The organism is Flavobacterium panacagri (genome assembly GCF_030378165.1).
Taxonomy (GTDB): Bacteria; Bacteroidota; Bacteroidia; order Flavobacteriales; family Flavobacteriaceae; genus Flavobacterium; species Flavobacterium panacagri.
The window spans coordinates 4,589,905-4,607,437 of record NZ_CP119766.1 but is presented as its reverse complement, the minus strand read 5'-3'; the positions used below and the strand labels follow the sequence as shown (position 1 = coordinate 4,607,437).

Sequence of the window (17,533 nt, the reverse complement as noted above, 5' to 3'; positions counted from 1 at the left end):
ATGAAAACAACAGGGAATACAATATTCATAAGCGGCGGAAGTGCCGGAATAGGATTGGCAATTGCCAAAAAATTAAGCAAGTCAGGCAATAAAATAATAATTAATGGACGCAGTGAAGAACGTCTGCAAAATGCTTTAAAACAATTGGATAATGCAGCGGCTATACAAGGCGATTTATCTCTAGAAGCCGATAGAATTCGAATTGCAAAACAATTAAAAGAAGATTACCCAGAATTAAATTTAATCATTAACAATGCTGGGGCAGCGTTTAGTTATCTTTTGAATGAAACTTTAAATGCTCACGAAAAAGCTGCTATAGAAATGAATACCAATTATTTTAGTGTAATTCATTTCACTGAGCTTTTATTACCGCACTTATTGCAAAAAACAGAATCTGCGGTTGTTAACATTTCTTCTATTGCCGTATTTGGAAGCCATAAATTACTTCCAACTTATGGAGCAACCAAAGCGGCATTGCACAGTTATACTGTCGCACTGCGATCTACTTATGAAGAAGAGAAAAATCTTCAAATCTATGAAGTCTATCCGCCATTAGTAAATACTGAATTTTCAGCTGAGATAGGAGGAGCAAACGGTATTTCGCCAGATGAAGTTGCAGATGAATTGTTTTTAGCTCTTGAAAAAAATCAGATTGATGTTCTGGTAGGTGATTCTAAACAATTCTTTAAATAAAGCATTATGAACATAAAAGGCAAAACGATATTGATTACCGGAGGAGCTTCTGGTATTGGGTTTGAAGCGGCAAAACAGTTTTTGGCAATTGGTGCTAAAGTAATCATTACGGGAAGAAATCAAGCCAAATTGGATGCCGCTAAAAAAGCATATCCTGCGATCACAGCAATACAAAGCGATGCGGCAAATAAAGAAGATGCAAAATTTCTTTTTAATAAAGTAAAAGAATTGGGCGGTATTGATATTCTATATAATAATGCCGCCGTACTTGTACCGCCATCTAATTTAGGTATCCCAAATGACAAACATATTGATGGTGCAGCTTACGAAATGGAAGTTAATTATATTGGGGTTATAAGACTTAACAACCTGTTTATGGACATGCTGCAATCAAGAAAAGATTCAGCGATAATAAACACAACATCAATATTGAGTCAGGCTCCGTCATTAATTGAAGCTACATATTCTTCTTCTAAAACAGCACTGGCTTTCTATACGGTGTCACTTCGTGAGCACTTGAAGATAATTGGAAGTAATGTAAAAATATTTGAACTGATCCCGCCGCTTGTTGCTACAGAAATGACCGCAGATCGGAAAGATAAAAAAATATCGGTTCAAGAAATGGTAAAAGGACTTGTAGACGGACTGCAAAAGGAAAATTATACCATACGCGTAGGGGATGCGAAACTGTTTAATCTAATTAACAGATTTTTCCCAAAAACTGCCTATAAATTAATTAACCCGAAAAAGAGCTATCAACTTTTAAAAAATTAATATGAAAGCATTTATCATAAATAAATATACTAAAGGAGGTCTTCAGCTTGCAGATGTTGCAAATCCAGTTGTGGGTAATAATGATGTTTTAATTGAAGTCTATGCGGCAGGTGTTAATCTTTTGGATTCGAAAATTAAAACAGGAGAGTTTAAATTGATGCTTCCTTATAAACTGCCTATGATTCTGGGGCATGATGTGGCAGGAATTATTACCCAAGTAGGTAAAAACGTCAGGAAATTTAAAGTGGGAGACCAGGTATATTCCCGCCCTGCGGATTACCATATAGGAACCTTTGCTGAGTATATTGCCGTAAATGAAAAAGATGTGGCATTTAAACCCAAAAACATTTCTATGAACCAGGCAGCTTCTATTCCATTGGTTGCATTAACAGCATGGCAGGCATTGGTAGAGCTTTCGGGTTTGAAAAAGGGTCAGAAAGTATTTATACAGGCAGGTTCAGGAGGTGTTGGAACTATAGCGATACAACTGGCAAAATACTTAGGCGCAGTTGTTGCCACTACAGCCAGTACAAAAAGTTTTGAACTGCTGAAAAACCTTGGAGCTGATATACTTATCGATTACAAAACGAATGATTTTGAGCACATACTTAAAGATTGTGATGTGGTGATAAACAGCCAGGATCAAAAAACACTTGAAAAATCATTAAACGTTTTAAAACCTCACGGAAAGATAATCTCTATTTCAGGACCGCCAACACCTGAATTTGCAAAAGAAATAGGATTGCCGTGGTATTTCAAAATAATTATGTCTCTGCTCAGTTTTGGTGTAAGAAATAAGGCTAAAAAGAAGCATGTGAACTTTAGTTTCCTATTTATGAGAGCCGAAGGAAGCCAGCTGCAGGAAATTACAAAACTTATTGAAAATGAAATTATTAAGCCAGTAGTAGATAAAGTATTTGCTTTTGAGCAGACTAATGAGGCCTTGCAATATGTAGCAAGCGGCCGCGCGAAAGGTAAAGTTGTAATACAAATAAAGAGTATAAAATAGTAAATGCAGAGAGTAAAATCTCATTGATTAATGCAGGTTTTACTCTCAGGCAATCATAAATTTTTTAATCAATCCGAATGCAAAGAATTAGCGACAGTGACAATAATACTGCTGAATATCATCTAAATCAATATCAGCATAATGTGCCAAGGTTTTCTGTGTACGAAATTGATAATTATTTAAAAAAATATGATAAAAAAAGAAGGAAAGCTCATGCCGCGAATCACTATCAGATCATTTGGTTTAAAAAGGGAAATGGCTGCTATTTTGTTAATTTTAAAGCCTGGGATATTGACCAGAATACTCTTTTCTTTCTGACTAATGATGATGTTCATTATTTCGATAGAAATACCAATTACAGCGGAGTTTTAATTCAGTTTAATGAAGAATTTCTAATTCAGGACAATAAGGATATTGCTTTTTTTTCGAAACACGTCCTGCCGGATAGTCACAGTCAGCCTGCTTGTTCACTTACCGGAGATGATGCCTTTATTTTAGAAGAATATTTACAGCTGATCAAAAATGAATTAGAAGATAAAAATCAAACCAGCCATGAAGAGCTTTTAAGGTCTTACTTCAAAGCATTTCTTATTCAGCTTCAGTACAGATGGCAAAATGCAAGTACATTTAATGGGCACCAGATTTCTCCTAAGGATAAAAAGCAGCTGCAATTAATAAAATTTATCAATCTAGTAGAAGAAAATTATAAAAAAGAACTTAAAGTCTCCCATTATGCAGAATTTATGCAAATATCATCTAGAACATTATCCGGTCTTACCAATCAATTATTAGATAAAAGTCCTTCTGAGATTATCTGCGAAAGGATTATAACAGAAGCAAAAAGAATGCTCCTTGATACTAATTGGACTATCAGTAAGATTGGACATTGTCTGGGTTTTGGTGATGATTCTTATTTTGTAAAATATTTTAAAAAACACACCAGTATCTCACCTTTGGATTTCAGGAGGTCCAGCTTAAAAATATCTTAATTCTAAGTGATACTAATTTCGCTTAGCATATCCTCGATTTACTTAGTTCAGAAAAAAGATAATTGTGTACTTCTGAAAAGTTAATTCAATAATGTCTTATTTATTTATCTCAATAGGACCTTAATGTAGATATTAAACTTTGAGGAATATATCAATTTTTGGCTGCAGTTGAGTAGTACTCCGCTGCAGTTGCTACTTAATTTGAGTATTATTTTAAAGAAATTAAATAATTGCAAAAATGATTAAAATTCAGCGTAGTTAGTTCGTATAAATAAAAAAATGGCACCAATTGAAGATACTTGGCGCCATCTTGCTGAATGTATAGCTCCAAGAAAGTCATTATATCTCTTTTAATAAGACCGCCTAAGTTTTGCGGCAAACAAGAAGGTAACTCCAATAGCCATGTGTTACGATTCTGCCACACAAATAAAATCATTCAAATTTTAAATCTTAACCAACTTAAATACTTTTTATAATTCAAATATTTTTGACGTAGTTTTATACCGGTTCTGTCGCATCTGCCAGAATCAAATATAAAAATTTAACCAATTTTAAAATTAAACTGCCAATTTACAGAATGATTTAAACATAGTTGTCCCTGGACTAACCATCTGATTCTTTCTCAACATATGCACAACTTCAATTCCGCTCAATGTTCGTCGAGCCGATTCAAAACTTTTAAAGCCTAATCCGTTTTTTATGCGCCACTTGATAAAACGATGATCCTGTTCTACAATATTGTTGAGATATTTACACTGCCGGATTTTTATCTTTGAGAACGAACGTTTGTTATAGACTTTGACAGCTGCAGTATTAGAACCGCTTTTATCAATGTTTATAACTTTTGGCCGGCAGTTATTACTAATTGCTTTAATGAGAAAAGACTGAGCGCTCATTCTCTGTCTTTTTCTTGTCAAAAGAAAGTCTACTGTATTGCCCAATTTATCTACTGCTCTATATAAATAACACCAAATACCTTTTACTTTTATATAGGTTTCATCTAATCTCCAGCTTGTCCCCACTCTTCCTTTTCTATTCTTCATCTCCGACTCAAGCAAAGGTGCAAACTTATAAACCCAGCGCTGAATAGTAGCATGATCAACAGAAACTCCTCGCATTTTCATGATCTCTTCAACATCCCGATAACTTAAAGTAAACCTAAGCTTAAAATATACTGCCTGCAGAATAATAGACTTTGGATAACAATGACCTTTAGTATTCATTTTTCGATCGGTTTAAAATTATAAAGATAAAGTTAGTCCCAAATGCGACAGAACCTTTATACTTTTTCTTCATCATATTGAATAATGTTTAATGTAGGACCAGTTGAAAGTAAAATTAAATAAAAACAGTGAGCTTTAGCAGATAATGAGAATGTCAAACTGAAGTATACAGATTTAATATTTGTTAAATGGTGATTTTAATATTCGAAATAGATGCCTAAAGCTATCTGTCGTAAAGAGATTAACTACATTTTTATATGGGGAAAATTAGTTCATGCAAATCTTGTTAATAAAACTTTCGTCTGTTTCCGGTTCCAGAGTAATCAGGTTGATATCAGAAAGAAATATTAAAATTTCCATTACGCGGGTCTGGTAGGCTTTTTCGGAAGAAAATGCTTCGAAGGAAAAAGCTGCGTCGCTTCCCAGGTTATAAAGAAAGAGGCACAACTCCTGAAAAGGTATGGGGCGGTCATCATTGATAAAAAGATATTTATATATGATCGATGGCAGACGATATGAATTTGCAGTCATGTTTTACTTTTAAGATATATACGTAATCTGCCGGTAATCAGTTTTAAAAAACTAGTTGAAAGTAAATTTTGCCTAAAAGTTAATCAAAATATGGCTTTTTTTCTGGAGGATAAAGATCTATTTTAAAGTAGAGGATTATTAGGGCAAATTTAATCTCAATAGCCGCGTTAAATTATTAGAAAAAACTTGTTTGCGTTTTGCATAGAAAGGTAATCCCTTTCAATGGTATTAGTGGAGGGAATGATGTACCTGGTTCACTGGGATCTGCGGGGATTTATCGACAAGGTTTTTGGAGGTGTGGGCCTTAGAAGGGGAAGGACCCATAAAAATGAGCTTCATCCCGGGGATGCGCTGGATTTCTGGCGTGTGGTGTATGCGGACAAAGCGGAGGGAAAACTTATTTTATACGCCGAAATGAAACTGCCCGGTGAGGCCTGGCTGGAATTTAAGATCGTCAATAATGATTTATATCAGGCTGCAACCTTTAAGCCCAGAGGGCTCATAGGCAGGCTCTACTGGTATTGCGTGCTTCCCTTTCATGGTTTTATATTCGGGGGAATGCTTAAAAAATTAATCTAGCAAGTATCGAAAATGGCTGCTGCATTGGTTTATAAAAAAAAGCACCTGTGATGTACAGATGCTTTTTCAAAGTGGTTTTTATAGTATATTAGGCTTTCACTACATTTACTGCGTTCGGCCCTTTTTGGCCTTCTTTTACCTCGTACCTCACCGGGTCATTCTCACGGATATTTTCCGATAGGCCTGAAACATGGACAAAAATTTCGTTTCCTCCGTTATTTGGCGTTATAAATCCGAAACCTTTTTCTTCATTGAAGAATTTTACTGTACCTTCCTGCATCTTAATTGTTTAATTTATCCAAATGTAGTCTATTGAAACGCGGTAAAGGGGAAAAAATAAATAAATTATGCTTTTATTAACTTTTGCAAGCAGGTTTAAAGGCATAATTGGTCTTCTGCGGCCCATATTGCATTTAATTAAATATAATATTTTTACTATACATTTGTTTTCTGCCCGCTGAACGCATAAAATAGTGCAGCTTTTCTATCAATTGCCTTTAATAATTTTCGTAATTTTTCCAACAGCAGAGCATCGATTATAAATAATGGACTGCTCATAATCCTGAAAATTCTATTTTTTTGTTTATTTTTCAATAAAAAAAGACAGCTGTTTTTGGCAGCCGGCCCGTATAGCTGTTTTTAGCGCACTGCCGCCGGTGCAGTGTTTTTGGCTCTGGAGCCTGCGGGTCTGTTTTCGGGACAGCTAAAACCCTTTGGGGCATGTACATGGCAAAACAGCCCAAAGGGTCGACATTTGTTATTGCAGGAGAGATTCGTGAATTATTTTTCTGCAGTCATCTCTGATCCGGCATGCCCGACCGGAGGTGTGAATCTAACACAGTAAAATCCAAATTTATGTACAGCAGAATAAATGAGAATATAAAAACGCTGAGAGAGCTTAAAAATTACACCCAGCAGTATATGGCCTTAAGGCTTGATATGACCCAGGCGGGCTACAGCAAAATTGAAAAAGGCGCAAGCAGTGTGAGTTTTGAAAAGCTGGAAGAAATTGCGGCAGTCTTTGAAATGGATGTGAGAAACATCATAAGCTTTGACATCAGCGGGTACCTGGACCCCAGATTTAAAAGCAGGGCAGCTGCAGGGCAGCACAGCGCTTTAAACACGCTCTACACGGACAAAATTGCCCTTCTGGAGAAACTGCTGGAAAAAACCGACAGGGAGCTCAATGTCTATAAAAATAAATTCGGGGGCCTCTAATACGGTTCTTCGCAGGCTGGCAGCAGGCAGCAGGGGCTTAAAAACCCTGCGGGAAACAGTATTGGCTGCAGTTAGGGGCCTGTTTTTCTTCACAGGCCGGGAAAATTGCGTATATTGAGCTGTTAATAATCTTTTGCATAATCAGATATTTTTAAAGTTTTAAGTCAATATAGATTTTAGATATGACTTTTTAAATTCGAACATTGCTTAACTGCCCTACCGATAAAATGGGGCGTATTGTGCCAGAAACTATGAAAAATATCTATTTTGCCGATGATGATCCCGATGACAGGGAAATTTTTGCCGAGCTTTTCTATGAGATGTTCCCTGTGGAGGGCCTGAGGCTTTTTGAAAGCGGCAAAGCGCTGACCGATGCCCTCTCTGCGCCGGCCGGCTCGCTCCCGGACCTTATCCTTATTGATCTGCAGATGCCTTTAAAAGATGGTTTTGAATGCCTTAAAGAAATACGCGGCGGCAGAGAAGATATAAAAGACATCAGGGTTATCATTTTTTCCACCTCGGCAAATCCCCGCCAGGTGGAGCGTGCCCTTGGTATGGGGGCAGATTCTTATGCCGTCAAGCCCGTCTTGTACGGGGATTTGAAATCCCTGATACGCAGGATAATGGAAATGGACTGGGAAGATCCCCAGGCGGACCGAGGTCTGCTTTTGCGCTGATGCGGCCTGAATTGATCCGGGCGGCGGTTTAAAGCAGCCCGCACTGCATTTAAAAAAAACAGATGGAAGTGTAAAATGGAAGATTACGTTTTTAGGCCGCCGTGCCGCATTTTGCCGCCGTGCATTTTTCCTGGGCTGTTTTTTTTTATCTGTTTTCTTCCCCCTAAAGCCTGCAGTAAAGACAAAGGCAGGCCTCTGCGGTGGAAATTGTGGAATAATATTAAAGCTGCATGTAACATCCTGGGCATTAAAAACCTGTATATTCGTTTTAAAAATAGACTGCAGCCATGGAAAGAACTTTACAGCTTTTAAGAGATATAGTGGATAATGCCCCGCTGCCCATAGGGGTGTATACCGGCAGTGAATTAAAGATAGAACTGGCCAATCTGGCGATGATAAAAACCTGGGGCAAAGGCGATAAGGTGCTTGGACGAAGCTATATTGAGGTGCTTCCCGAGCTTGGGAAGCAGCGCATTTTTGAACAGGCCCTTGAGGTTTATAGAACCGGCAGCGCATTTCATGCCAAGGATAAAAGGGTGGATATTGTAATTGACGGGCAGCAGAAGACTTTTTATTTCAATTACTGCTTTATGCCCCTTTTCGATCAGCAGGAACTTGTCTATGGGGTGATGAACACTGGGATGGATATCACCGATCTTCATCTGGCAAAGGAAAAAGTGCAGAGTTCCGAAGAGCAGCTTCGCATGGCCGTTGAGGCATCGGGGATGGGCACCTACGAAATAGACCTGCTGTCCCAGTCCATAGCGACTTCGGGCAACTTCAGTTCTATCTGGGATATAAAAGATACCATTACAAATGAAAAGATCATATCAAAGCTTCATCCCGATGATATAGCAGTGCGTGAGAAAGCCCACCTTGATGCCCAGCAGAGCGGGGTGATTTCCTATCAGGCCAGGATCATAAATGAGGACAAATCGCTGCGATGGACCAATATCACCGGTAAAATAATCAGAGATGAGAACGGGAAGCCGGTTAAAATCACCGGCATTATCGAGGATATAGACCGCCGGAAGACCCTGGAGGAGCAGCTTCGAAAAGAGGCCCGCGAAACTACCCAGGAGCTTCAGCGTTCCAATGACGATCTGCAGCATTTTGCCAATCTGGTCAGCCATGACCTCAGGGAGCCGGTGCGCAAGGTCAAAACCTTTATCAGCCGGATGCGCGATGAAATGCAGTCTGAGTTTAGCCAGAGGCTGGAATGGTATATGGGAAAGATCGAACATTCCGTCCACAGGATGCAGAATGTCATTGAAGGCATACTGGCGTATTCCGCCGCAGACAAGAAAAAACAGCCCGTTGAGCGCATTGACCTTAACAGGATCCTGGAAGGGATCAAGACCGACCTTGAGCTGGTCATACAGGAGAAAAATGCGGTCCTTATCAGCTCTGAGCTCCCTGAGATTCAAGGGGCAAGGATCCTGATCCAGCAGCTTTTCTACAACCTGGTGCACAATGCCCTTAAGTTTTCAAGGGCGGAAATTCCTCCAAAGGTCATTATCAGCAGCAGTCTGGTTCAGGGCAGCGGCGGGGATCTGGTGCAGGTCTGCATTGAGGACAACGGAATCGGCATTGATAAGGCATACAGCGAGCGGATCTTCACGGCCTTTGAGCGCCTTCATTCCAAGGACCAGTACGAAGGCAGCGGTCTTGGGCTGTCACTCTGCAGAAAGATTGTGGAGCGCCACGGGGGGACCATCACAGCATCAGGGGAAAAGGACAAGGGGGCCGTCTTTACGGTCCGCCTGCCCTTAAAGCAGCAAAGCACTGCGCTTTAGGCCGTGCGGGATATTTTTTAACATTCAGGCATGACCGGGCAGCCTTTTTAATCACTATATTTGATTTATAATCACAGCGGTTTATAAACGGAATTTTTTACAATGCACAAACAAGTACGATTCAGGGTGAAAAAGGATCTGGAACCCCGCCAGCAGCTCAGGGTAATTAAATTAAAAGGAAGCCTCATTTCAAAAGGCTATACCGAGATTATCCACATCATGGACCAGGACCAGCAGTATCATCTCAACACTTTTGAGACCCCGCCAGATAAACAAAATGAAGTGCGGCAATATATAGCGGCCTTTATCAGCAGTGAGAACCTCTCTGAGACCATAACAATAGATTAACCGGCTTAACTCAATTTGACCAGGATTATTACCCATGCCCGCCTGCTGTACCCAGGCGGGCATTTTTTTGTTTTGGCGCCAAAGAACCGAAAACCGTTTTTCCTTATAATGCACAACAGGGAATGATGATCTGAGGAGCCCTTATGCGCCGGATATCCCGCCGCTTTCAATATTATCGGCCAATGGGAATCTTTTAAGCATTTTTGCGCTACATTTGACAGGTAAAAACCGCTCCAATATGATAAGTTCCGATAATTCCAGCACGGCCCCTGAGGGGCAAAATGAAAAAGAGCCTGTAAAGATCCTGCTGGCCGAGGATGACACCGAGGACCAGGAATTGTTTATTGATGCCATTGGGGAAACCGATGTCCCTTCTGAGGTTACTACAGTTGAGAACGGGCAGCAGCTCCTGGATAGCTTGAGAGATGATTCCCAGCCCAATCCGGATATTATTTTTATTGATGTCAATATGCCCGTTAAGGAGGGGAAACAGGCGCTGGAAGAAATAAAGAAAGACGATGAGCTTCGGGACATCCCGGCCGTTATGCTCTCCACCTGGGACCATCCCTTGGATATTGAAGATGCCTTTGGGAAGGGGGCGGACCTTTATGTGCAGAAACCGAGTTCTTTTGCCGGCTTTGTGCTGGTGCTCAAGAAAGTTTTTTTTCTTCACTGGGCCAAAACTTTATTGGGGCCGGTCAGAAAATTATTTTTTGTTTCAGAAAAGAACATATCACAAGGGGACTCCTAAGGGGGTTTAGAAGTGTCAGCCGTTTATTTTTTCGCTGTGGTGCAGCGAGAGCCATTTTTCCATTTTCTCAAGCAGCTGGATTTCCTCTGGATTTCCCGTGGGGTCAGACAATCCTGTGATGGTTCTCTGGTAGTTGAATTTTTTATCTTCAAAGAGACAGTTGAATTTCGGGAACTCGTTGTGGGATACCAGCCAGTTATCGCCTTGTTGTTTCTTAATTGTAAACTTCTTCATTTTTCGTGATCTCCCTACAGCTGTGTTTAGTCTGGCAGAATTGATGTTTTGCGCCGTTTGTGAGTAATAAGTTTTGAACTGCAAAAGTAGAGGATTATTGCAGGTATGTGGGGTATAATTTTTTAAGTTTAATTTTTTCAGGAGCTTTTCCCGCTATCCGATGCACACAAGCGAAGCGAAATGGCGGAGCAATCGGGGCTGAGGGAGTATCGCACAATGTTACATTCTATAACTTATAATTTTATTAGATAGCCTAAAAATAAAATCTATTCCATTCTTAACTAGTCTTTTAATATATAAAAGAACCCTGCAGAAAAGTGCGGGGCTGTTTCATTCGGCTTTAGTCCGCAGCCAGCTCTTCAGGCTGCGGATCTGACGCGTCTGGCTTCTGGGTTTTCTTTACCAGCAGGTAGAAATCCCTCAGATGCCACCATGCCGGACATCTGTCCACGGGACCGTTAAAGTTTTTGATGGTGCTGTAGCAGCTACTCAGAAAAACCTGCGTATCGGTGATATTGGCCCACGGAGCCAGTCTTACTTCCTTGGGCGGTGGATTATGCTCAAAATAGCGTTTGATTTCTTCAGGATTCACAGGGCAAAAATAAATAAAAATCCCTGTCCTGTCAAGGGCGGGGGCATATCGCCCCGGCCGGCCTGCGGGACGCAAAAATAAAACCCGTCAGTATAGATCTATAAAGACGGGCCTGTCCATAAACATAATCTTCCAAAAAATGTTTATTTAAATTATCAGCAGGGCACTGCCGGTATTGTGAAATACAGCAGATTAGCTGTTTTATGAATCTTCTTATCGGTTTATTGGCCGCATCTGCACGGCATAGGTATTAAACTGCAGAATAAGGATATTATTGTCTTGTCCTGTAATTTAAAGCGAACCGTATGGCTCATCCAGAATTTAAATAACTGCGGTGTTTTTCAGGGGATGTTATACAGATTTCCCGCCGTCATTATCCCTGGCAATATATTTACAGTGTTTTTCTGCTGGTCGTTTAGCTGCGGGCCGCTCTTTTTTTTATTTCCTTTGCCGTACTGAGCTCGATACAGCCCAGCGTGCAGATAACTGCTGCTTCAGCCAGAAAATATCCCATCCCGATTATGGTCAGTACATGGCGGTATTGAATCACAAGTCCGATTACAGCCGCGCAGTAAAGCAGGTTTGCAAGGCCTATAATCCTTATGAACAGTATCCGGGGTCTTTTTTAAAAATAAAAAGCACGCGGCCGAATAAATACAAAAACAGACTGCCGTGGCCAAGAGGCAGGCCAGTACGGTTTTGGGCATTCCAAAATATGCGTCAAAGTGCCGCAGTATTATAAACATTAAAAATGCCGTCAGGGCCGCTCCTGCAGAGTCAATAAGGAAAAGTTTTTTTGGGTTTTCTGCCAGATAGCCTGTAAGGTTTTTTATTGTTCTATTCACTGTTGTTGTTGTTGTTGTTGTTGTTGTTGTTGTTGTTGTTGTTGTTGTTGTTGTTGTTGTTGTTGTTTGGCTTTTTAGATTGTATATAATATTATTTTTTGGGAGCTGTTCCCGCTATGCGTTTCAATCTTTAGCGCCGAACCCCGGCGCAGAAGGATTTCCACTGCTATCGGGGCTAAAAAAAATGCTAAAGGCTATAGGAATAAATCAATTTTCAGCTGTAGTCCATCAGCAATTATGTTTAATAAAAAAATGGCGCCAATTGTCTTTAATTGGCGCCATTTGGCTTTGTGACCCCGACAGGACAAATTTCAACATTTTTTTTGGATGATTTGAAGAAATTGGCTTATTATATGTAGTTATCTGTCTTCCAGTGGCTTTGGTAATTTGGTTTGGATGTCCTGTTGGGGATTAATGTAAAATTTTTCTAATTTTTAATTTTTGAAAGCTCTTCGATTTCAATACTATTGGATAATATATAATTCTCTTTATTCTTTTTATATACAGGTTGAATAAGAAATCAATTCTTTCTTGTTGCAAATTATAATTTGCAACATACTAATGTTATAATTTATCGGTAAAATTATTACAATTTTCTACCTTTAATTGGTTTCAATTTTCGTTCCTATATATTTTAGTATTTATATTGTAAATCCAAATTATGAAAAGGAAAGCGATCATAGTGTTGTGTTATTTTTAATAAACAAAAATAGCGTGCATTTGTTGAAAGGGATAATATGATTTGCTAAGTTCACTAATTTAAAAAATGTTTTTATGAATAGAAAAGTCATTTTCGTTGTTTTTACTGCCGTAATCTTTTCTTGTAACAATAAGAAAGGTTCTTTACAAAATAATCAAGGAACTTTAAGTGATAAGGAAATTATTCAAACTTTTAAAGAGGCGTATGAATTTGCTTATCCTATGATCCTTTTTAATTCGACTCAGCAGTTAATGGTTAATACAGAAACAATTGTTCGTAATAATGGACCAATGATGGCTCCCATTAATCAAATAGTAAGTGCGAGTCATTTTCCTGACGCTAAAGATCATACTGTTATCAGAATGAATGTCGACACGTATTATACATCGTGTTGGATGAATTTAGAAAAAGAACCGCTTGTATTTCAAATTCCAAATACTAATGGCAGATACTATCTTATGCCATTGCTGGACGCGTGGTCTAACGTGTTTTTTTGTCCAGGTAAAAGAAATACAGGCCTCAAGAACAAACTTATTTGCTTACAGGACCAGAATGGAAAGGAAATGTTCCTTCAGGTATTAAACAAGTAAAAGCACCTACTAATATGATCGTACTTCTTGGCCGTACGCAAGTTAACAGTAAGGAAGATGGTGCAACTACAGTGCGAAAAATTCAAGAGGGCTATAAAATAATCCCTTTAAGTTCATACGGAAAATCGTATTTAGCTCCAAAAGGAAAGGTTGATCCTTCTGTTCCTCGCAAGGCTCCCGGAGATGTTGTTATAGAAATGTCAACAGTAGATTTCTTTAATACTTTTAATAAGCTATTGGTTATTAATCCTGCTCAAAGTAAAGATTCTATTATAATGAAAAAATTAGCTTCAATCGGAATCGCGCCTGGATTAAAATTTGATATTTCTAAATTTTCAAAAGCTGTACAAGATTCAATAGCAGTAATTCCTAATTGGGCTAAAGTTGAAATGGGAAAAAATGGATTTAATTCCAGCAAGCTCATAAATGGATGGTCATTGGAACATGGGCTAGGCGATTATGGTACTAAGTATAAGTTTCGTGCAGGTATTGCATACACCGGCTGGGGAGCAAATCTTGACAAGGATGCTATGTATCCTTCTTCTTCAATAGACGCAGATGGCGACCCGTACGATGGGTCAAAACACAAATATGTTCTGCATTTTGATAAAGGGCAAACTCCACCTTCTAATGCGTTCTGGAGTTTAACACTTTATGATTCCAAGGGGTTTTTCTATGATAATGCATTGAATCGTTATTCAATTGGAGATAGAAATCCATTAAAGATAAATAAAGATGGTTCTGTAGATATTTATATTCAAAATGAAACACCTGAAAAAGAAAAAATGAATAATTGGCTGCCCGCACCAAAAGCACCTTTTAATTTTATGCTTCGCGTTTATTGGCCAAAGGAAGAAATGATAAATGGAAAGTGGAATGTGCCAGCAGTAAAAAAACAATAAAAGATATCTTATTCAATTTATCCCTATCGGGACTTCTAACCATAGTTCAGCTCCGATTAAATCTCAGATAAAGCCACTTTAGACTGTTTATTTAGAACAGACTAAGGATTCCTTGTGAAAAATTCGAACCATAAAATATTAGGTCGTAAAGGCTTGAAAAATCTATATGTTTGTATATAAAAAAAGAGACAACTATTTAATAGTTATCTCCTTAAGTGAAGAACGGGACAAATTACAACATCTTTTTTGGAGGATTTGAAAAAGTGGCTTATTATATGTAGTTATCTGTCTTCCAGTGGCTTTGGTAATTTGGTTTAGATGTCCTTTTGGGGATTGAAGTAGAGTTTACGCAGCTTATACATGATTTTAGCATAAAATTTATTCAGATAATTTTATATTCACCTAAAGGCCAAAAATAAATGTAGCTACATTTTGTAAACATAAGCATTAGCTAAGTAATTAAATTTCTGCAATATTATCTTTCTTGAAAAATTTTCTTCTTATGGTTTAATCCCCAATCTTTCATAGCGTAGATAATAGGGGTCAAGGTATCTGCATAGGGTTCTAAGCAATATGATATTTTGACAGGATAATCGTTCGTTATAATCCGTTTGATCAGCTGGTGCTGTTCAAGTTCCTTAAGTTCTTTTGAAAGTACTTTGGGAGTTAATCCTGGAATGCTCTCTTGAATTTCAGTAAATCGGCTGTTTCCTACACCTACAGAAATAATGATGGATAATTTCCATTTTCCATTAATTACTTCAAGTGTGTCCCGTACTGGCTTAACGGTATTTAGGCACTCACAATAAGGTTTCTTTTTCGGCATGATAAATTATTTATTTCGCTTTCCTTTAGGAAATAGCTATACAAAGGAAAGTGATTTTGTTTAATTTTGCAATATAATTAATCAAAATATTCAATTTATGAATGCTGTAGGAAAAATGCTTATTGGACTTCATCTTGGAAATGGATACGGATCTCAATCAGGGGCTTGGCGTATGCCGGGAGTTGATCCCGAAAGCTACACGAGTTTTGATATCCGTGTAAAGCAGGCTCAGGCTGCAGAGCGTGGAAAATTTCAATTTATATTTTTGCCGGATGGTCCCGGTGCAGTTATGACAGATATTGAAACTGAATCTCCCGTTTTCAATCTTGATGTGATGATGACCCTCGCCGCTGTTGCCAGAGAAACTCAATATATTGGATTGGTCGCTACCGGATCAACCACTTTTAATGAACCCTTTAATCTAGCCAGACAATTTAAGGCCTTGGACATTATGAGTCATGGCAGGGCCGGATGGAATGCAATTACATCAAGCGGGGAAGATGTTGCAGCCAATTACGGAAAAAGAATTCCGTCGAGCCAAGATCGTTATGGACGTGCCCATGAGGCTGTCCAACTCATTCAATCACTTTGGGGGAGCTGGGGAAAAGATGCCTGGATACACAACCAAAACAGTGGGCAGTTTGCAAAGAAAGATCAGATTCTTCCAATCAATTTACAAGGTAAATACGTCGGTTCAAGAGGACCTTTATACATTCCGCCGTCAGAGCAGGGACAGCCAATTATCTTTCACGCAGGCGGCAGCCCCAATGCACATCAGTTGGCAGGACGCTTTGCTAATGTGGTAATAGGTGCAGCATTTACAATTGAAGATGCAAGAGCGCAACGTAATGCATTTAGAGCGGCAGCAAAAAGTTACGGTCGTGATCCGGATGAAATCAAATACATTGCCGGACTGATGACCACCATTGCGAAGGACAGACGCACGGCGCTCGATCGCCGAATACAATTAGGAGGCAGTTCACTTATACAAAAATTTGAGTACCTGCAAAAAATGCTAGGTATTCCACTTGATCTTTCCTTGATAAATGAACCAATTTCAGAATCACAGCTGGAAAATGCCCGTCCATCTCCTTATGATCCTCGTTCTTCCAATGCATTGAAAATTGCTAGGCAAGGCTGGTCCGTTCTTGATATTCTTGCTCACGGCGTGATAGATTACCATCCTGTAATTGCAGGGCCGGGCGTAGAAGCGGCAGATCATATGCAGGCTTGGTATGAAGCCGGTGCTGCGGATGGGTTTTGGATTTCACCTGATGTTAATTCGGATGGAATTGATGCCTTTGTTGATCAGGTTGTTCCGCTGCTGCAGGAGCGAGGGCTTTTCCACAAAGAGTATGAAAGCAAAACTTTGCGCGGACACCTTGGAGTTCCGGATCAGTATGGAATTGATCCAAGGGTTTAAATTGAAAATTATAACAAATGAAACTTATATAATATGAAAATAGGAATAATAGGTACCGGAGCAATAGGCGGTACGATCGCAAAAAAAATGGCACAAGCCGGTCATGAAGTGAAAGTGAATAATACAGATCAGGCTGATAAATTACAGACCCGTGCTGAGGAGTTAGGTGTTGAAGCTGCAACACTAAAGAATGTTGTAAAAGATGTAGATGTCATTATTTTATCACTGCCTACTATAGCAATACCAACTTTGCCTAAAGATTTGCTGGCAGGCGTTCCGGAAAATGTAATTGTGGTAGACACATCCAATTATTATCCGTTCCGTGATGCCGATATTGAAGACATTAAAAACGGAAAAGTAGAAAGTATCTGGGTATCCGAGCAATTGGGAAGGCCTGTTGTAAAAGCTTTCAATAATTTGCTGGCAGAGACGCTGGCAAACGGCGGAAAAAACAGCGGTGCTGAAGACAGAATAGCAATGGCTGTAGCGGGTGATGATCCGCAGGCTAAAAAAGTAATTGCCGCATTAGTTAATGATGCCGGTTACGATGCAGTTGACTCGGGCAGACTTTCTGAATCTTGGAGACATCAGCCTGGAACTCCTGCTTACTGCACTGAACTTAATGAAGAAGAATTAAAACAGGCATTATCTGATGGTGTAAAAGAAGCAGCACCGTCATTAAGAGATAAGGCCATAGCTGATCTTTCTGCCCTGCCTTACTATCCATCACATCCAGATGTAGTACAATACAATAGAGGATTGTTTCAAAAAAATCCTAAGTTAAAATAAATTATAATTACTGAACTGCAAAATCCCTCTCACTAAATGAGATG

General features: G+C 39.2%; 18 protein-coding genes and 2 pseudogenes. 14 read left to right on the top strand and 6 right to left on the bottom strand.

The features are described 5' to 3' along the window. The 4 genes from P2W65_RS19995 (at position 1) to P2W65_RS19980 (ending at position 3,465) form a co-directional block, all read left to right on the top strand. Positions 1-693, top strand: coding sequence for an SDR family oxidoreductase (locus tag P2W65_RS19995; RefSeq protein WP_289660432.1), 693 nt, complete (start codon positions 1-3; stop codon positions 691-693). Positions 694-699: 6 nt separating this feature from the next. Then, positions 700-1,467, top strand: coding sequence for an SDR family oxidoreductase (locus P2W65_RS19990; protein WP_289660431.1), 768 nt, complete (start codon positions 700-702; stop codon positions 1,465-1,467). A 1-nt stretch (position 1,468) separates the two neighbouring features. Next, positions 1,469-2,476: an NADP-dependent oxidoreductase gene (locus P2W65_RS19985; RefSeq protein ID WP_289660430.1), complete on the top strand. Its 1,008-nt coding sequence runs from the start codon at positions 1,469-1,471 to the stop codon at positions 2,474-2,476. A gap of 77 nt (positions 2,477-2,553) precedes the next feature. Next, on the top strand, positions 2,554-3,465 hold the full coding sequence (locus tag P2W65_RS19980) for an AraC family transcriptional regulator (RefSeq protein WP_289660429.1): 912 nt from the start codon (positions 2,554-2,556) through the stop codon (positions 3,463-3,465). Positions 3,466-4,022: 557 nt separating this feature from the next. Here the strand turns inward: P2W65_RS19980 and P2W65_RS19975 are convergent. Further along, positions 4,023-4,688: an IS6 family transposase gene (locus P2W65_RS19975; protein ID WP_289660428.1), complete on the bottom strand. Its 666-nt coding sequence runs from the start codon at positions 4,686-4,688 to the stop codon at positions 4,023-4,025. A 267-nt stretch (positions 4,689-4,955) separates the two neighbouring features. Then, complete coding sequence (locus P2W65_RS19970; RefSeq protein ID WP_289660427.1) at positions 4,956-5,219, bottom strand: hypothetical protein; 264 nt, start codon at positions 5,217-5,219, stop codon at positions 4,956-4,958. Between the two features lie 258 nt (positions 5,220-5,477). Here P2W65_RS19970 and P2W65_RS19965 point away from each other — a divergent pair. Continuing rightward, positions 5,478-5,798, top strand: a pseudogene (locus tag P2W65_RS19965) (DUF2867 domain-containing protein); the annotation flags it as partial. Between the two features lie 88 nt (positions 5,799-5,886). Here P2W65_RS19965 and P2W65_RS19960 read toward each other — a convergent pair. Next, positions 5,887-6,078, bottom strand: a complete 192-nt coding sequence (locus tag P2W65_RS19960; RefSeq protein WP_281865516.1) for a cold-shock protein — start codon at positions 6,076-6,078, stop codon at positions 5,887-5,889. Between the two features lie 575 nt (positions 6,079-6,653). Between P2W65_RS19960 and P2W65_RS19955 the strand changes: the two genes are divergently transcribed. From P2W65_RS19955 to P2W65_RS19935, 5 genes are all read left to right on the top strand, one after another. Beyond that, on the top strand, positions 6,654-7,016 hold the full coding sequence (locus P2W65_RS19955) for a helix-turn-helix transcriptional regulator (protein ID WP_289660426.1): 363 nt from the start codon (positions 6,654-6,656) through the stop codon (positions 7,014-7,016). Positions 7,017-7,267: 251 nt separating this feature from the next. Further along, on the top strand, positions 7,268-7,693 hold the full coding sequence (locus P2W65_RS19950; protein WP_289660425.1) for a response regulator: 426 nt from the start codon (positions 7,268-7,270) through the stop codon (positions 7,691-7,693). A gap of 287 nt (positions 7,694-7,980) precedes the next feature. Further along, entirely contained in the window at positions 7,981-9,489 is a 1,509-nt protein-coding gene (locus P2W65_RS19945; RefSeq protein WP_289660424.1) for a PAS domain-containing sensor histidine kinase, read from the top strand. 102 nt (positions 9,490-9,591) lie between these two features. Continuing rightward, positions 9,592-9,837, top strand: coding sequence for a hypothetical protein (locus tag P2W65_RS19940; RefSeq protein ID WP_289660423.1), 246 nt, complete (start codon positions 9,592-9,594; stop codon positions 9,835-9,837). Positions 9,838-10,075: 238 nt separating this feature from the next. Continuing rightward, complete coding sequence (locus tag P2W65_RS19935) at positions 10,076-10,588, top strand: response regulator (protein ID WP_289660422.1); 513 nt, start codon at positions 10,076-10,078, stop codon at positions 10,586-10,588. Between the two features lie 15 nt (positions 10,589-10,603). Here the strand turns inward: P2W65_RS19935 and P2W65_RS19930 are convergent, their stop codons facing one another. After that, a complete protein-coding gene (locus P2W65_RS19930) occupies positions 10,604-10,822 on the bottom strand; it encodes a hypothetical protein (RefSeq protein ID WP_289660421.1) in 219 nt (72 codons plus the stop codon). Positions 10,823-11,162: 340 nt separating this feature from the next. Next, on the bottom strand, positions 11,163-11,414 hold the full coding sequence (locus P2W65_RS19925; protein WP_289660420.1) for a DUF6965 family protein: 252 nt from the start codon (positions 11,412-11,414) through the stop codon (positions 11,163-11,165). A 1,619-nt stretch (positions 11,415-13,033) separates the two neighbouring features. On the opposite strand from P2W65_RS19925, the pseudogene P2W65_RS19920 reads away from it, so the two are divergent. Both P2W65_RS19920 and P2W65_RS19915 read left to right on the top strand, forming a co-directional pair. Next, a pseudogene (locus P2W65_RS19920) lies at positions 13,034-13,596 on the top strand (DUF1254 domain-containing protein); the annotation flags it as partial. Between the two features lie 150 nt (positions 13,597-13,746). After that, positions 13,747-14,451 carry a DUF1214 domain-containing protein gene (locus P2W65_RS19915; protein ID WP_353511559.1) on the top strand — a complete coding sequence of 235 codons (705 nt, stop codon included), beginning with the start codon at positions 13,747-13,749 and terminating at the stop codon, positions 14,449-14,451. 475 nt (positions 14,452-14,926) lie between these two features. On the opposite strand, the gene P2W65_RS19910 is transcribed toward P2W65_RS19915, so the two are convergent. Further along, positions 14,927-15,277, bottom strand: a complete 351-nt coding sequence (locus P2W65_RS19910; RefSeq protein ID WP_089051453.1) for a winged helix-turn-helix transcriptional regulator — start codon at positions 15,275-15,277, stop codon at positions 14,927-14,929. Positions 15,278-15,374: 97 nt separating this feature from the next. Here P2W65_RS19910 and P2W65_RS19905 point away from each other — a divergent pair, with 97 nt between their 5' ends. Both P2W65_RS19905 and P2W65_RS19900 read left to right on the top strand, forming a co-directional pair. Further along, complete coding sequence (locus P2W65_RS19905; RefSeq protein ID WP_289660416.1) at positions 15,375-16,700, top strand: NtaA/DmoA family FMN-dependent monooxygenase; 1,326 nt, start codon at positions 15,375-15,377, stop codon at positions 16,698-16,700. A 33-nt stretch (positions 16,701-16,733) separates the two neighbouring features. After that, entirely contained in the window at positions 16,734-17,489 is a 756-nt protein-coding gene (locus P2W65_RS19900) for an NADPH-dependent F420 reductase (protein WP_289660414.1), read from the top strand. The last annotated feature ends 44 nt before the right edge of the window (positions 17,490-17,533 follow it).

Coding starts and splice junctions, on each gene's coding strand:
- P2W65_RS19955 (WP_289660426.1), top strand. CDS start 6,654: ATGTACAGCAGAATAAATGAGAATATAAAAACGCTGAGAGAGCTTAAA.
- P2W65_RS19990 (WP_289660431.1), top strand. CDS start 700: ATGAACATAAAAGGCAAAACGATATTGATTACCGGAGGAGCTTCTGGT.
- P2W65_RS19905 (WP_289660416.1), top strand. CDS start 15,375: ATGAATGCTGTAGGAAAAATGCTTATTGGACTTCATCTTGGAAATGGA.
- P2W65_RS19910 (WP_089051453.1), bottom strand. CDS start 15,277: ATGCCGAAAAAGAAACCTTATTGTGAGTGCCTAAATACCGTTAAGCCA.
- P2W65_RS19975 (WP_289660428.1), bottom strand. CDS start 4,688: ATGAATACTAAAGGTCATTGTTATCCAAAGTCTATTATTCTGCAGGCA.
- P2W65_RS19940 (WP_289660423.1), top strand. CDS start 9,592: ATGCACAAACAAGTACGATTCAGGGTGAAAAAGGATCTGGAACCCCGC.
- P2W65_RS19985 (WP_289660430.1), top strand. CDS start 1,469: ATGAAAGCATTTATCATAAATAAATATACTAAAGGAGGTCTTCAGCTT.
- P2W65_RS19915 (WP_353511559.1), top strand. CDS start 13,747: ATGTCAACAGTAGATTTCTTTAATACTTTTAATAAGCTATTGGTTATT.
- P2W65_RS19950 (WP_289660425.1), top strand. CDS start 7,268: ATGAAAAATATCTATTTTGCCGATGATGATCCCGATGACAGGGAAATT.
- P2W65_RS19960 (WP_281865516.1), bottom strand. CDS start 6,078: ATGCAGGAAGGTACAGTAAAATTCTTCAATGAAGAAAAAGGTTTCGGA.
- P2W65_RS19935 (WP_289660422.1), top strand. CDS start 10,076: ATGATAAGTTCCGATAATTCCAGCACGGCCCCTGAGGGGCAAAATGAA.
- P2W65_RS19930 (WP_289660421.1), bottom strand. CDS start 10,822: ATGAAGAAGTTTACAATTAAGAAACAACAAGGCGATAACTGGCTGGTA.
- P2W65_RS19900 (WP_289660414.1), top strand. CDS start 16,734: ATGAAAATAGGAATAATAGGTACCGGAGCAATAGGCGGTACGATCGCA.
- P2W65_RS19945 (WP_289660424.1), top strand. CDS start 7,981: ATGGAAAGAACTTTACAGCTTTTAAGAGATATAGTGGATAATGCCCCG.
- P2W65_RS19995 (WP_289660432.1), top strand. CDS start 1: ATGAAAACAACAGGGAATACAATATTCATAAGCGGCGGAAGTGCCGGA.
- P2W65_RS19980 (WP_289660429.1), top strand. CDS start 2,554: ATGCAAAGAATTAGCGACAGTGACAATAATACTGCTGAATATCATCTA.
- P2W65_RS19970 (WP_289660427.1), bottom strand. CDS start 5,219: ATGACTGCAAATTCATATCGTCTGCCATCGATCATATATAAATATCTT.